14 protein-coding genes are annotated in these 12,417 nt (G+C 57.9%); 7 read left to right on the forward strand and 7 right to left on the reverse strand.

What is annotated here, in order from left to right; genetic code table 11:
- Nucleotides 1-32 precede the first annotated feature (32 nt).
- The gene (gene hslU, locus MK6180000_RS16930; protein WP_138935808.1) at nucleotides 33-1,343 is read left to right on the forward strand and encodes an ATP-dependent protease ATPase subunit HslU; all 1,311 of its coding nucleotides are present in this window, start codon (nucleotides 33-35) and stop codon (nucleotides 1,341-1,343) included.
- Nucleotides 1,344-1,506: 163 nt separating this feature from the next.
- Nucleotides 1,507-2,730: an MFS transporter gene (locus tag MK6180000_RS16935; RefSeq protein ID WP_138935809.1), complete on the forward strand. Its 1,224-nt coding sequence runs from the start codon at nucleotides 1,507-1,509 to the stop codon at nucleotides 2,728-2,730.
- Here MK6180000_RS16935 and MK6180000_RS16940 read toward each other — a convergent pair.
- From MK6180000_RS16940 to MK6180000_RS16950, 3 genes are read right to left on the reverse strand one after another with little or no spacing between them, the layout of a single operon-like run.
- Nucleotides 2,713-3,306: a Smr/MutS family protein gene (locus MK6180000_RS16940; protein WP_138935810.1), complete on the reverse strand. Its 594-nt coding sequence runs from the start codon at nucleotides 3,304-3,306 to the stop codon at nucleotides 2,713-2,715. The two genes, MK6180000_RS16935 and MK6180000_RS16940, sit on opposite strands and share 18 nt — an antisense overlap.
- The gene (gene mltA / locus MK6180000_RS16945; protein ID WP_138935811.1) at nucleotides 3,306-4,340 is read right to left on the reverse strand and encodes a murein transglycosylase A; all 1,035 of its coding nucleotides are present in this window, start codon (nucleotides 4,338-4,340) and stop codon (nucleotides 3,306-3,308) included. The genes MK6180000_RS16940 and mltA overlap by 1 nt, the downstream gene beginning before the upstream one ends.
- Nucleotides 4,337-4,987: a Tim44/TimA family putative adaptor protein gene (locus MK6180000_RS16950; protein ID WP_138935812.1), complete on the reverse strand. Its 651-nt coding sequence runs from the start codon at nucleotides 4,985-4,987 to the stop codon at nucleotides 4,337-4,339. Before MK6180000_RS16950 ends, mltA begins: the two co-directional genes overlap by 4 nt.
- A gap of 111 nt (nucleotides 4,988-5,098) precedes the next feature.
- Here MK6180000_RS16950 and MK6180000_RS16955 point away from each other — a divergent pair, with 111 nt between their 5' ends.
- Nucleotides 5,099-5,569 carry an FxsA family protein gene (locus tag MK6180000_RS16955; RefSeq protein ID WP_138935813.1) on the forward strand — a complete coding sequence of 157 codons (471 nt, stop codon included), beginning with the start codon at nucleotides 5,099-5,101 and terminating at the stop codon, nucleotides 5,567-5,569.
- A 55-nt stretch (nucleotides 5,570-5,624) separates the two neighbouring features.
- Complete coding sequence (gene secB / locus MK6180000_RS16960) at nucleotides 5,625-6,125, forward strand: protein-export chaperone SecB (protein ID WP_138935814.1); 501 nt, start codon at nucleotides 5,625-5,627, stop codon at nucleotides 6,123-6,125.
- A gap of 7 nt (nucleotides 6,126-6,132) precedes the next feature.
- On the opposite strand, the gene dnaQ is transcribed toward secB, so the two are convergent.
- The 4 genes from dnaQ to MK6180000_RS16980 are packed head-to-tail and all read right to left on the reverse strand — an operon-like array spanning nucleotide 6,133 to nucleotide 8,837.
- Entirely contained in the window at nucleotides 6,133-6,825 is a 693-nt protein-coding gene (gene dnaQ / locus MK6180000_RS16965; protein ID WP_138935815.1) for a DNA polymerase III subunit epsilon, read from the reverse strand.
- Nucleotides 6,818-7,411 (reverse strand): dephospho-CoA kinase, encoded by a 594-nt coding sequence (gene coaE, locus MK6180000_RS16970; RefSeq protein WP_138935816.1) that lies wholly within the window; start codon nucleotides 7,409-7,411, stop codon nucleotides 6,818-6,820. Before coaE ends, dnaQ begins: the two co-directional genes overlap by 8 nt.
- Nucleotides 7,408-8,241 carry a shikimate dehydrogenase gene (locus MK6180000_RS16975; RefSeq protein WP_138935817.1) on the reverse strand — a complete coding sequence of 278 codons (834 nt, stop codon included), beginning with the start codon at nucleotides 8,239-8,241 and terminating at the stop codon, nucleotides 7,408-7,410. The genes coaE and MK6180000_RS16975 overlap by 4 nt, the downstream gene beginning before the upstream one ends.
- Nucleotides 8,238-8,837, reverse strand: coding sequence for a Maf family protein (locus MK6180000_RS16980; RefSeq protein WP_138935818.1), 600 nt, complete (start codon nucleotides 8,835-8,837; stop codon nucleotides 8,238-8,240). Before MK6180000_RS16980 ends, MK6180000_RS16975 begins: the two co-directional genes overlap by 4 nt.
- A gap of 394 nt (nucleotides 8,838-9,231) precedes the next feature.
- On the opposite strand from MK6180000_RS16980, the gene hemJ reads away from it, so the two are divergent.
- From hemJ to mnmE, 3 genes are all read left to right on the forward strand, one after another.
- Nucleotides 9,232-9,681, forward strand: a complete 450-nt coding sequence (gene hemJ, locus MK6180000_RS16985; RefSeq protein WP_138935819.1) for a protoporphyrinogen oxidase HemJ — start codon at nucleotides 9,232-9,234, stop codon at nucleotides 9,679-9,681.
- A gap of 119 nt (nucleotides 9,682-9,800) precedes the next feature.
- Entirely contained in the window at nucleotides 9,801-11,072 is a 1,272-nt protein-coding gene (gene rho / locus MK6180000_RS16990; RefSeq protein ID WP_171054675.1) for a transcription termination factor Rho, read from the forward strand.
- A 57-nt stretch (nucleotides 11,073-11,129) separates the two neighbouring features.
- Nucleotides 11,130-12,416, forward strand: coding sequence for a tRNA uridine-5-carboxymethylaminomethyl(34) synthesis GTPase MnmE (gene mnmE, locus MK6180000_RS16995; RefSeq protein ID WP_138935820.1), 1,287 nt, complete (start codon nucleotides 11,130-11,132; stop codon nucleotides 12,414-12,416).
- The last annotated feature ends 1 nt before the right edge of the window (nucleotide 12,417 follow it).

The following is a 12,417-nucleotide window of genomic DNA, read 5'->3' on the forward strand; positions in this document are numbered from 1 at the left end:
TAGGTTTCGTTCAGACCGCAAAAGGAAACCGAATGACCGACCTCACTCCGCGCGAAATTGTCAGCGAACTGGATCGTTTTATCATCGGGCAGAGCGATGCCAAAAGGGCCGTCGCGGTCGCCCTGCGCAGTCGTTGGCGGCGCAGGCAGTTGCCGGACGATCTGCGCGACGAAGTTTATCCGAAAAATATCCTGATGATCGGCCCCACCGGCGTCGGCAAGACCGAGATCAGCCGCCGCTTGGCGAAATTGGCCCGCGCGCCCTTTATCAAGATTGAGGCGACGAAATTTACTGAGGTCGGATATGTCGGCCGCGACGTTGAGCAAATAATCCGCGATCTGGTGGATAGCGCCATTGCCATGATCCGCGAGCAGATGCGCGAGGACGTGACTGCCGCTGCACGTACCGCTGCAGAGGAACGCGTCATCACCGCCATCGCAGGCGAGGATGCCCGCGAGGGCACGCGTGATCTGTTCCGCAAAAAGCTGAAGACTGGCGAGCTGGACGATACAGTGATTGAGCTGGAGTTGGCCGACAATTCCAGTCCGATGGGCATGATGGAAATCCCCGGTCAGCCCGGCGGCGGCCAGATGGGCGGTGTGAACCTTGGCGATATATTCGGCAAGGCGTTCGGCGGTCGCACAGTCAAGCGCAAGATGACCGTGGCCGAAAGCTATGAGACCCTCATCGGCGAGGAGGCCGACAAGCTGCTGGACGACGAGGCAGTCAATCGCGCCGCGCTAGAGGCGGTCGAGCAGAATGGCATCGTTTTTCTGGATGAAATCGACAAAGTCTGCGCCCGCCACGATGCGCGCGGCGGAGAGGTTAGCCGCGAGGGCGTGCAGCGCGATCTGCTACCGTTGATCGAAGGTACCAGCGTCAGCACCAAACACGGCGCGGTCAAAACCGATCATATCCTGTTCATCGCGTCGGGGGCATTCCACATTGCCAAGCCGTCGGACCTGCTGCCCGAGTTGCAAGGTCGCCTGCCCATTCGGGTCGAACTGCGCGCGTTGACCGAAGAGGATTTCGTCCGAATCCTGACCGAAACTGACAACGCCCTGACGCGGCAATACACCGCCCTCATGGGCACCGAGGAGGTTACGGTCGATTTTACCGAGGACGGGATCAGAGCGCTTGCCCACATCGCCGCCGAGGTGAACGCGTCGGTGGAAAATATTGGCGCGCGCCGACTCTATACAGTTATGGAGCGGGTGTTTGAGGAGCTTAGCTTTAACGCCCCCGACCGAGGCGGCGAGTCCGTGACAGTCGATGCCGCCTTCGTCGAAAAGAACTTGGGCGAACTATCTAGATCCGCCGATCTCAGCCGCTATGTGCTTTAAGATGCCAACCGCTTTCTCAGTCTAGCTTCAGATACGGCCAGCTTCTTCACGCGCGCCGCCTGACTTTTGCACGTTGCCGCAATGAGTAGAGTCCCAGCGCACCGGTGTATCACGCATCGGTTTGTTGCTTTTCTTTTTGCGCGTTTCACGCCACCAACAGCGGATGCAAACGCTGACCTTCATACGCGACAATGCACGCTGGCTTGCCGCTGGTGTTTTGCTGACGTTTCTCAGCAGCTTTGGGCAGACCTTCTTTATCTCGATCTTTGCCGGGGAAATCCGCGAGGGGTTTGGTCTTAGCCATGGGCAATGGGGCGGGATCTATTCGCTGGGCACAACCGTGTCGGCAATTGTGATGGTCTGGGCCGGCGGGCTTACAGATATCTTTCGCGTGCGTGCTATTGGGGCGGTCATCCTCGTGATGTTGGCGCTGGCCTGTGTTGCCATGGCATTAAATCCCGTGTGGTGGCTGCTGCCACCCGTGATCTTTGCGTTGCGGTTCACCGGGCAGGGGATGAGCAGCCATATAGCGACCGTCGCCATGGCCCGCTGGTTCATCGCAGCGCGGGGCCGCGCGCTATCAGTCTCTATACTGGGCTTTTCGCTGGGCGAGGCGGTGCTGCCTATCCTCTTTGTCGCGCTCATGCTGGTGATGGACTGGCATCTGCTGTGGCTGGTCGCGGCCGCAATCGCACTCATTGGCGCGCCTATCTTGCTGCTTTTGCTGCGCCAAGAGCGAACTCCGCAAAGCCATGCGCAATCAGGCCAAAGTATGGGGATGGAGGCGCGATACTGGACGCGTAATCAGACATTCCGGCACTGGCTTTTCTGGTTCATGATCCCCTCGCTGCTGGGGCCGTCCGCTTTCAATACCGCCTTCTTCTTTCATCAGGTCCACATCGCCGAGGTTAAATCGTTGTCCCATGTCGAGTTGGTGGCAATGTTCCCGATCTACACCGCCGTTAGCATCGCCGCGATGATGCTCAGCGGTTGGGCGCTGGACAAGGTTGGGACAGCGCGCCTGATACCGTGGATGCAATTACCGATGGTGGCGGCCTTCGTCCTCTTTGCCTATGCGAACGGCACATGGGGGATGCTGGTCGGCTTTCTGTTTCTTGGGATGAACACCGGGATGAACAATACGCTGCCCGCAGCCTTCTGGGCCGAATTCTATGGTACGCGCCATATCGGCTCTATCAAGGCAATGGCAGCGGCGGTCATGGTACTGGGATCAGCCATCGGACCCGGTATTTCAGGGCTGGCGATCGATTTAGGCGTGCGAATCGAGGTGCAGTTTTTGTGGATCGCAGTCTTCTTTGTGATCTCAACAGTGTCCATGGCGATAGGCGTCAACCGCGCCAAGGGTCTGCTACCTGGGGCGCCTTAGATAAACGTAGTAGGCACCGCCACCGCCATGGCGGTTATGCGCGTTCGTGACCTGCATCACGAGGCCCGCGAGCGGCGGAAGGCTTAACCAATGCGGCACGTTATGGCGTAGCACACCCTGCCGCACCGGGATCGGGCCGCCTGCGTCGCTGCGCCGCCCCTTGCCCGTTATGACCAGCACCAGCCGCTTGCCGTCGCTATGGGTGCGCATGATGAAGCCCGATAGCGCCCCATGAGCGCGGTCAACCGTCATTCCGTGCAGGTCGATGCGCGCCTCTGGCGCCAACTTGCCGCGCTTTAGCTTGTCATAGGCCTTGCGATCCATCGTGACAGGCTGCGCCTGCATCCTATCGGTGAGGCCAGGCAGCACGTCATGCGACGGGCCACCGCGCGCCGACGTTTGTCCCACGGTGAAATGCTGGATTGGCGCAGGGCCGACGCGCTCGGGGGGTTCCGGCCGGGCGCCCACAGGAAGCGTGGCCTTGGGGCGGGCCTGCGCAGGGTGTAGCGGCTCGGCTGTGCGGGCAACCTGTCGCCACAGGTCAAGCTCGTCGGGTCTCAGGCGCCTGCGGCTCATCAGATCGCGTCCGGCGCCAGCGCATACGCCCGCTGAATCGGCATAAGAACCAGCATCCGGCCCGAATCGCGCATGCGGCCCGCAATGCGGCCCGCCTCATCACCCGTTCCCATGAAAAGGTCCGCCCGCTGCGCGCCTTTGATCGCCGATCCGGTATCTTGGGCGATCATCAGGCGCCGCACTGGGTCCTCGCCATCCTTTTCGACCCAGACAGGCGCGCCCAGAGTGACAAACGCCGGATCGACCGCCACTGACCTGCCGGCCGTGATGGACCTGTTCATGGCCCCGCGTGGGCCGTTTTCGGGTGCCAAATCATCAATCCGGCGAAAGAAGACATACGAGGGATTAAACAGCAGCAACTCCGCCCCCTCGACGGGGTTTCGCCGGACCCAATTTTTAATAACCTGCGCTGAAACCTGATGGATGTTGTAGACACCGCGTCGCACTAACTCCGCCCCGATAGACCGATAATCATGACCATTCGATCCCCCATATCCGACGCGGATGGTGCGGCCGTCCGGCAAACGCACACGCCCTGACCCTTGGATTTGCAGAAAGAACAGTTCGACCGGGTCATCGACCCACGCTATCTCTAGCCCCCGGTTCTTCATCGTTTCGCCCGTCTCAATCTCGCGGCGGGATATCCACGGATCGTTCGCGAGGGACTCGGGCGGTTCGCGATAGAGGGGATAGCGATAACGCCCGCCAGAGTGTAATGCGCCATTCAATTCAGGCTCAAAATAGCCGGTAAACAGCGCGGGCCGCCCCTCGCTAATCAAGACGGGGCGAAAAAACAGTTCGAAAAAATTGCGCGCGCTTGGGTTTTGCTGCGCAAGCGCACAGAGCGAGCGCCAATCGATATCGTCCATATCAGGACATGTTTCGTTAAAGACACGCAGCGCGCTGGCGTGATCGTCCGCAGCCCAGCCCTCAAGATCGGCAAAATCCACGATGTCATAGCGCGCCTCGGCCAGTGCGGCGGGACCGATAAACGGCACCGCGAGCGCTATGGCAGACAGCGCAGCTCTGATCATTCGCCGGTGGCGACGAGCCGCCAATTGGGGTCGTCCGCGCCCATGCTCCGCTCGAACGTCCAGACGTCCTTTTGGCGCTTGGCCTTGCTCGGCTCGCCCTCGACAATCTCGCCGTCTTTGCCGCGCACCACAGATACCAGCTCGCCTACGAACTTGACCGTTATTTCAGCCACACTGTTCTCAAAGCTGGCATTGGCGAGGGTCATATCACGGATACCGATAAACTCGGCCTCAATGGTCAAGCCTTGTTTCTCGCGATCAGCCACGACCTCGGCAAAGGAGGCATAGACGTCCTCGGACAAGAAATCCTTGACCCCCTCCATATCCCCGCGTTCGAAAGCCATCAGGATCATCTCATACGCGCCGCGCGCACCGCTCAGAAAATCGCCAACGCCGAATGATGGCTCGGCACGCTTCATCTCGGCCAGTGCAGCGGCGGTTTCGCCATCCTCTGGGACGTGGTCGGTAATGTCGCGGTCCGGCCCGCCCTCAATAACCTCAAGTTTATGGGGCCGGGGGGACGGTCCGGTCTTTGAGCTGGGTGCTGGTTCGTGACCGTCACGTGTGCCCAGCACACTCCTCAGCCTGAGGATCAGGAAGACAGCAATGCCGGCGAGAACCAAAAGCTGCAAAATAGGCGAGTTCATGAGTACCTCATCGGGGCAAAGCGTTGAAATCTGCGGGTCTGCAGCCTTATGTAGGGGGCGAGGCTGGCCAAGTCCACCTTGGCGCACGGCAAACCCGAAGGACAAGACCAGATGTGGCTACTCATTGCATTCATGATCATCCCGATTATCGAGATCGGCCTTTTCATTCAGGTCGGCGGGCTGATCGGGTTGTGGCCCACGCTGGCCATTGTAATCCTGACCGCAATCTTGGGGACGTGGCTGGTAAGAACGCAAGGTGCGCTGGCCCTGAGTGAGCTACGCGGCTCATTTTCGGGCCAAAGCGATCCGACAGAGGCCTTGGCGCATGGTGCGATGATCCTGATTGCGGGCGTATTGCTTGTCACGCCCGGATTTTTCACCGACGCACTGGGATTTGCGCTGCTGACGCCGCCTTTTCGGCGGGCCGCATTCGCCTATTTGCGCAAGCGGGTCAAAGTTCAGAGCTTTAGCACCGGCGCTGCCCCGCGCCGCAGCCAGGATCCGAATACGATTGAGGGCGATTTTACCGAGGTGTCACCCGACGATAAGCCGAGGAAGCCGTCTGGATGGACCAGGGATTGAGGCGCATCCGACGACCTGATAGACCGCTGCGCAAACTCATACTCAGGAGATGACGATGGCCGAACAGGAAAATGGCGCAGCAAGCGCAGAGCAACCCCAGATCAAGATGCAGGTTCTGACGCAATTCGTACGCGATCTGTCGTTCGAAAACATCCTTGCCCAGCGCGGCGCAGGCGGCGAAGTGCAGCCTGATGTGACCGTCAACGTCAATCTGGACGCCAAGAAGCGCGCCGCCGACCATCAGTACGAAGTGATCGCCAAGCTGCGCATCCACTCCAAGAACAAAGGGACCGAGGACGATCTGTTCCTGCTGGAGCTGGAATACGCTGGCGTGTTCCACGTCGAAAACGTGCCCGAAGATCAACTGCATCCGTTCCTGATGATCGAATGCCCGCGCCTGATGTTCCCATTCTTTCGCCGAATCGTATCAGACGTCACGCGCGATGGTGGTTTCCCGCCGCTGAACATGGAGAACATTGATTTCGTGTCGATTTACCGCAATGAGATCGCGCGCCGCCAAGCCGAGCAGGAGCAGCAGCCCAGCGGCACTGCCTAAACTTTGGCTAGGACGTTCGGCGCCACACTGGCGCATCGCCCAGCGTCCCAACAAAAGCGTCATGCGCGGCGGCCTCATCAGGGGTAAGCCGCGCGGGCAACGGTACAGGGCGCGGGGCCGGGCGCCATGCTTCTTGTGTCTCTGATCGGCCCATTTGGCTCTGACTTTGACCAAGTATCAATCCGGGCTGGCGCCCGCCAATCAGTTCCAGATAGACCTCTGCTAGAATCTCGGAATCCAGCAGCGCGCCGTGCAGCGTACGCGCGCCATTGTCGATATTGAACCGGCGGCACAGCGCGTCTAACGAAGCAGGCGAGCCGGGAAATTTCTTGCGCGCTATGGCCAAGGTATCAATAGCCTGCTCCCACGGTAATTGCGGCTTGTTCAGCCAGCGCAGCTCCGCGTTTAGAAACTTCATATCGAATGCAGCGTTATGAATCACCAGCTTGGCGTCGCCCACGAATTCCAGAAATGCTTCTGCAATCTCGGCAAAGATCGGCTTGCCACGTAGAAAATCATCACCCAAGCCGTGCACCTTGAACGCGTCTTCGGGCATGGCGCGTTTGGGGTCGATGTATTGGTGATAGGTGCGACCCGTCGGCATGTGATTAAGAAGTTCGACACCGCCGATCTCGACGATACGGTCGCCTTGATCAGGCTCGAAACCAGTGGTTTCGGTGTCTAGCACGATCTCACGCATGGGGCATGTCCTGTCTGATAGCGTCAACAACAGCCTGCACCTGCGCGCGGGCGTGTTCAAGGGTATCGGTAGTGATGACCCATGTGGCGCGGGCACGTTTCTCTGCGTCAGGCATCTGTTTTGCGAGGATCGCATTAAATTGCGCCTCGCTCATCGTGTCTCTCTCTAGGACGCGGGCGCGTTGCATGTGCGCGGGCGCGGTCACGCAAACGGTTGCGTCCATTTCGGCGTCATAGCCGTTTTCAAAAAGAAGCGGAATGTCTAGCACGGCGATATCAGTCTCTATTCCGGCCAAAAACGCTTGTCTGTCTGCGGCGACAAGCGGATGCACGATAGCTTCAATTCGCGCCAACGCGGTTTTGTCATCGGCGATAATCTTCTTTAATGCATCGCGTGACACGCTGCCGTCTTCGATTGCGGCGGGAAATTCCGCAGACATCGCCGCGACAGCCGCACCTCCCGGAGCATAAAGACGATGTACGGCGGCATCTGCATCCCAGACGGCGCACCCCAGATCTGCGAACATCGCGGCCGTTGTCGACTTTCCCATGCCAATGGAGCCAGTCAGACCCAAAAGGTAGCTCATCTAAGCGCGGCGGCGCGGGTCGCGCTGTCGACCTCTGGCCGCTCGCCAAACCACCGCTCGAACCCTGGAACAGCCTGATGCAAAAGCATGCCAAGGCCGTCAACGGTATGGCACCCCATCTGCTCGGCGACCTCCAGCAGCTTGGTGCGCAAAGGCGCATAGACCAGATCTGTCACGACCGCGCCCTTTTGCAAGCCATCCAGCGGCACGCGCAATGGCTGCTGTCCTATCATGCCCAGCGACGTGGTGTTCACGACCGTTGCCGCATAATCCATCATATTTCCTGCCTGAACCCAATCGAACACCCGCACCCGCTTGCCAAATTCCTGCGCCAGCGCATCAGCGCGAACGCGCGTACGGTTCGAGAGCAGCAATTCCGGAACGCCAGCATCCAGCAGCGCCGCGATAACCGCGCGCGATGCACCGCCCGCGCCCAGCACAGCGGCGGGCCCTGCCTTGGCATTCCACGCGCAAGGCGCGCTTTGCAGGTTTTTGATAAAGCCATATCCATCGGTGTTGTCGGCGTGAATCTTGCCATCTTTGCGAAAGATGAGCGTGTTCGCAGCCCCAATCAGCGTGGCGCGATCAGTGACCAGATCGGCGATATCGAGCACTTTTTCCTTGTGCGGGATCGTCACGTTCACCCCGACAAAGCCTGCCTTGGGCAGCGTGCGCAGCACAGTCTCCAGATCCTCGGCAGCGACATTCATTGGAATGTAGTGCCCGGCAAGGCCGCGCGTTTTCAGCCAATGCCTGTGGATCTGCGGCGAGCGAGAATGGGCGATAGGCGAGCCGATAACGCCGGCCAGCGGGATTGTATGTGCGCTCATGACTTCAACTCTCCTCTGGCGGCGAGGAAAGTAATAATTTCCAGTAGGGGTAGGCCCATGACATGGAAATGATCGCCGATGATGCGCTGAAACAGCCGCACGCCCTCTTCCTCCAGTTTATACGCGCCAACCGAATGCTGGATACTATCCCAGTTGCGCGCGATGTAATCATCCAGATATGCATCCGATACATCACGCATCTGCATCTGCACAACACCCACATGGCGCCAGACCGGTGAGGCTCCGTCAGAAATCACCGCAGCTGAAATCAGCTTGTGCGTCCGGCCACGCATTGCAATGAGGTTTTCGCGCGCCTCGCTTTGCTTCTCGGCCTTGGATAGGATCGCGCCCTCCAGATCCAGAACTTGGTCGCAGCCGATAACCAGTGCGCCGGGATGCCGCTCACCAACTTTGCGGGCTTTCATTTCTGCCAGCGCATCCGCGATATCGCGAGGTGGTGCGCCCTCCGCCAACAGGGCAGACTTCACGGCATCCTCATCAATGCGCGCAGGATGGACATCAACAGCAATACCCGCGTTCTCCAGCAACGTGCGGCGAATGGCAGATTGGGACGCCAGAATGATGCGGACAGTCATGTGGAAAACCCGTTGGCAAGTGGTGGTAGATCCGCCCGAGTTATCCCCATTCGCACGCCATTGCCAATGCCAGGCGGATAGCCCACGGTTTTCACGCTGGCGCCACGGCAAAAATCCCATGGTGGATTGTATAAAATTTTGCGCGGGAGGAATCGGTTGGGGTCGAGGGTTATCCCAAGGCCGAGCAGCAAGAGCCGGATGGATTCTACGGGCATTATGCTGATATATAGCAGACTGACTGACATACGCACAAAGGTATCCACATCTCTTCAGGCTGTTGCCAGATCTGTGGATGACCTAATAATCCACAGCATTGGCAATCCCTACTTCATCATCATCCTTTCCTATATTTCTATATTATTATTAGGAAGACAGGCGCAGACAGGACACGTTCATGATTCAATTTCTTGCAGAGATATATCTATGGACGAAGGCGCTGCACATCGTGTCCGTCATCTCTTGGATGGCGGGCTTGTTCTATTTGCCACGCCTCTTTGTCTATCACATTGAGGCGGCGACGCCCGGCGATAGCCGCGACGAGATATTTCAGGTGATGGAGCGTAGGTTGCTGCGGGCGATCATGAACCCGGCAATGATCGCAACATGGGTGTTTGGCCTAATGCTAGTGTTCACACCTGGGATTGTGGACTGGGGGTCCGTTTGGCCATGGACCAAGGCGACAGGCGTTTTAGGAATGACGTGGTTTCATCATTGGCTGGGCGCGCGCCGTAAGGAGCTGAATAACGGCACATGCAAGGTCAGTGGGCGCGGTTTTCGCCTCATGAACGAGGTGCCGACCATTTTGCTAATCGTGATCGTCTTTTCTGTCGTCCTGCGATTTTAACCGGTGATTGACTCGGGCGCGCGTCGCTTGTAATTAGCGGTGAGCCGCCCGTCCGGGATGCGCATTTTCATATTCAATTCTATCTATTCCGCGCCGATCCTGCGCGCTTGAGGTTTCCAATGTCCGAAGACCGTCTGAACCTGTCCGATCTCAAGGCGCACACCGCCAAGGATCTTTTGTCCATGGCAGAAGAGTTGGAGATCGAGAACGCCTCGACCATGCGCAAGGGTGAGATGATGTTCTCGATCCTGAAAGAGCGAGCGGAAGAAGGTTGGACTGTATTTGGTGATGGGGTGCTTGAAGTTATGCAGGATGGTTTCGGCTTTCTGCGCTCAACTGGGGCAAATTATCTGTCTGGCCCCGACGATATCTATGTCTCGCCCGACATGATCAGGCAGTTTTCGCTGCGCACAGGCGATACCATCGACGGAGAAATGAAGCAGCCCGACGACACTGAGCGTTATTTTGCCCTGACCAGCGTGACCCAGATCAACTACGAAGATCCTGAGAAAGCCCGTCATAAGATCGCGTTCGATAACCTAACGCCGCTCTATCCGGACGAGCGCCTGACGCTGGAAATCGATGATCCGACGATCAAGGACAAATCGGCGCGTATCATTGATCTGGTCGCGCCCATCGGCAAAGGCCAGCGCTCGCTGATCGTCGCGCCCCCGCGTACGGGTAAGACGATGATCATGCAAAACATCGCGGCTAGCATCGAGCGCAACCATCCGGAATGCTATTTGATCGTTCTGCTAATCGACGAGCGGCCTGAGGAGGTCACTGACATGCAGCGGTCCGTCAAAGGTGAGGTCGTTAGCTCGACCTTCGACGAGCCTGCGACGCGGCACGTGGCGGTTAGTGAAATGGTGATCGAAAAGGCCAAGCGCCTGGTCGAGCATAAGCGAGATGTGGTGATCCTTCTGGATTCGATCACAAGACTTGGTAGGGCATACAATACTGTCGTTCCATCGTCGGGCAAGGTTTTGACCGGTGGTGTGGATGCGAATGCACTTCAACGACCTAAACGATTCTTTGGCGCAGCGCGCAATATCGAAGAAGGTGGCTCGCTCACAATCATTTCGACAGCGCTGATTGATACAGGCAGCCGGATGGACGAGGTCATCTTTGAAGAATTCAAAGGTACTGGTAACTCTGAGTTGGTCCTGGATCGCAAGATCGCTGACAAGCGCGTATTCCCCGCGATCGATATTCTGAAATCAGGCACACGCAAAGAAGAGCTGCTGGTCGACAAGCTGGACTTGCAAAAGACGTTTGTACTTCGCCGCATCCTTAACCCAATGGGTACAACCGATGCCGTGGAGTTCCTGATTTCCAAACTCAAGCAAACCAAGACAAACGCCGAATTCTTTGACTCGATGAATACCTGACAACTAACTGGCGATCCCGATTGGCATACAATGCCCCATCGGACAACGGAGGCGGGCATGGATACGATCTACGCAATGTCCTCAGCACAGGGCAGGGCCGGGGTTTCGATTATCCGCGTGTCCGGAGCTGATGCGTGGTTTGCGTGTGAGGTCATCTGCGGGGATGTGCCATCGGCGCGCCTGGCGTCAGTACGTACCTTGCGGAATTCAGAAGGCGATGTTCTTGATCAGGCGCTGGTTCTGACATTCGCCGAGGGCGCAAGCTTCACTGGCGAAGAATCTGTTGAATTTCAGGTGCATGGTAGTACCGCAGTGGTTTCGGCAATGCTTGAGACGCTGTCCAGTATCAAAGGCCTTAGGCCGGCCGACCCAGGTGAGTTCACGCGGCGCGCACTAGACAACGGCTGTCTTGATCTAGCGCAGGTTGAGGGTTTGGCGGACTTGATCGACGCTGAAACTGAGGCTCAACGCAAGCAAGCTCTGAGGGTGTTTTCTGGCGAATTGGGAAGTCGCGCCGACGAATGGCGCCGGAAGCTGATACGGTCCGCAGCGCTGATGGAAGCGACGATCGACTTTGCAGATGAAGAAGTCCCGGTCGACGTGTCGCCAGAAGTTAGCAGCTTGATATCCAGTGTGATTGCCGATCTTAAGCATGAGATTTCAGGAACGCACGCTGCCGAGCGTATACGTGCAGGCTTTGAAGTCGCGATCATCGGTTCGCCGAACGTAGGCAAATCGACGTTGCTAAATAGACTGGCCGGTCGCGATGCAGCTATTACCTCTGATATTGCGGGCACAACGCGTGATGTTATCGAGGTACGGATGGATATCGTTGGCCTGCCCGTAACGTTGCTGGACACCGCCGGGTTGCGGGATACAGATGATCGAATTGAGGCGTTGGGAGTCGACCTGGCCCGAAAGCGCGCTACCGCCGCCGATTTGAGAGTTTTTCTTGTTTCGCCTAACTGCCCTCTGCCGTTTGAGCCAGAGAAGGACGATATCGTCCTTGTAGCGAAATGTGACGTTCAAACAGGCGAGTATCCCGGCATTTCGGGGAAAACCGGTGCAGGCGTTGATGATCTGATCGGATGGATTGCAAAGGTACTGTCGACTCGCGCTTCGAACGCGGGCATCGCTACACGTGCGCGTCATCGGGAGGCAATGACGCGCGGCGCGGCTTCATTAGAGGCGGCGTTAGAGCTCATGCGCGATGGGGAGGATTCCGCCGATTTGGCAGCGGAGGAGTTGCGAAGCGCTGTTCGGGGCCTCGATTCTCTGGTAGGGTGTGTTGATGTAGAAAGCGTGCTAGACGAAATCTTTGCTAGTTTTTGCCTAGGTAAGTAAG

Origin of the sequence: Roseovarius arcticus, from assembly GCF_006125015.1 — a bacterium.
Classification (GTDB): domain Bacteria; phylum Pseudomonadota; class Alphaproteobacteria; order Rhodobacterales; family Rhodobacteraceae; genus Roseovarius; species Roseovarius arcticus.

Coding starts and splice junctions, on each gene's coding strand:
- hslU (WP_138935808.1), top strand. CDS start 33: ATGACCGACCTCACTCCGCGCGAAATTGTCAGCGAACTGGATCGTTTT.
- MK6180000_RS16935 (WP_138935809.1), top strand. CDS start 1,507: ATGCAAACGCTGACCTTCATACGCGACAATGCACGCTGGCTTGCCGCT.
- MK6180000_RS16940 (WP_138935810.1), bottom strand. CDS start 3,306: ATGAGCCGCAGGCGCCTGAGACCCGACGAGCTTGACCTGTGGCGACAG.
- mltA (WP_138935811.1), bottom strand. CDS start 4,340: ATGATCAGAGCTGCGCTGTCTGCCATAGCGCTCGCGGTGCCGTTTATC.
- MK6180000_RS16950 (WP_138935812.1), bottom strand. CDS start 4,987: ATGAACTCGCCTATTTTGCAGCTTTTGGTTCTCGCCGGCATTGCTGTC.
- MK6180000_RS16955 (WP_138935813.1), top strand. CDS start 5,099: ATGTGGCTACTCATTGCATTCATGATCATCCCGATTATCGAGATCGGC.
- secB (WP_138935814.1), top strand. CDS start 5,625: ATGGCCGAACAGGAAAATGGCGCAGCAAGCGCAGAGCAACCCCAGATC.
- dnaQ (WP_138935815.1), bottom strand. CDS start 6,825: ATGCGTGAGATCGTGCTAGACACCGAAACCACTGGTTTCGAGCCTGAT.
- coaE (WP_138935816.1), bottom strand. CDS start 7,411: ATGAGCTACCTTTTGGGTCTGACTGGCTCCATTGGCATGGGAAAGTCG.
- MK6180000_RS16975 (WP_138935817.1), bottom strand. CDS start 8,241: ATGAGCGCACATACAATCCCGCTGGCCGGCGTTATCGGCTCGCCTATC.
- MK6180000_RS16980 (WP_138935818.1), bottom strand. CDS start 8,837: ATGACTGTCCGCATCATTCTGGCGTCCCAATCTGCCATTCGCCGCACG.
- hemJ (WP_138935819.1), top strand. CDS start 9,232: ATGATTCAATTTCTTGCAGAGATATATCTATGGACGAAGGCGCTGCAC.
- rho (WP_171054675.1), top strand. CDS start 9,801: ATGTCCGAAGACCGTCTGAACCTGTCCGATCTCAAGGCGCACACCGCC.
- mnmE (WP_138935820.1), top strand. CDS start 11,130: ATGGATACGATCTACGCAATGTCCTCAGCACAGGGCAGGGCCGGGGTT.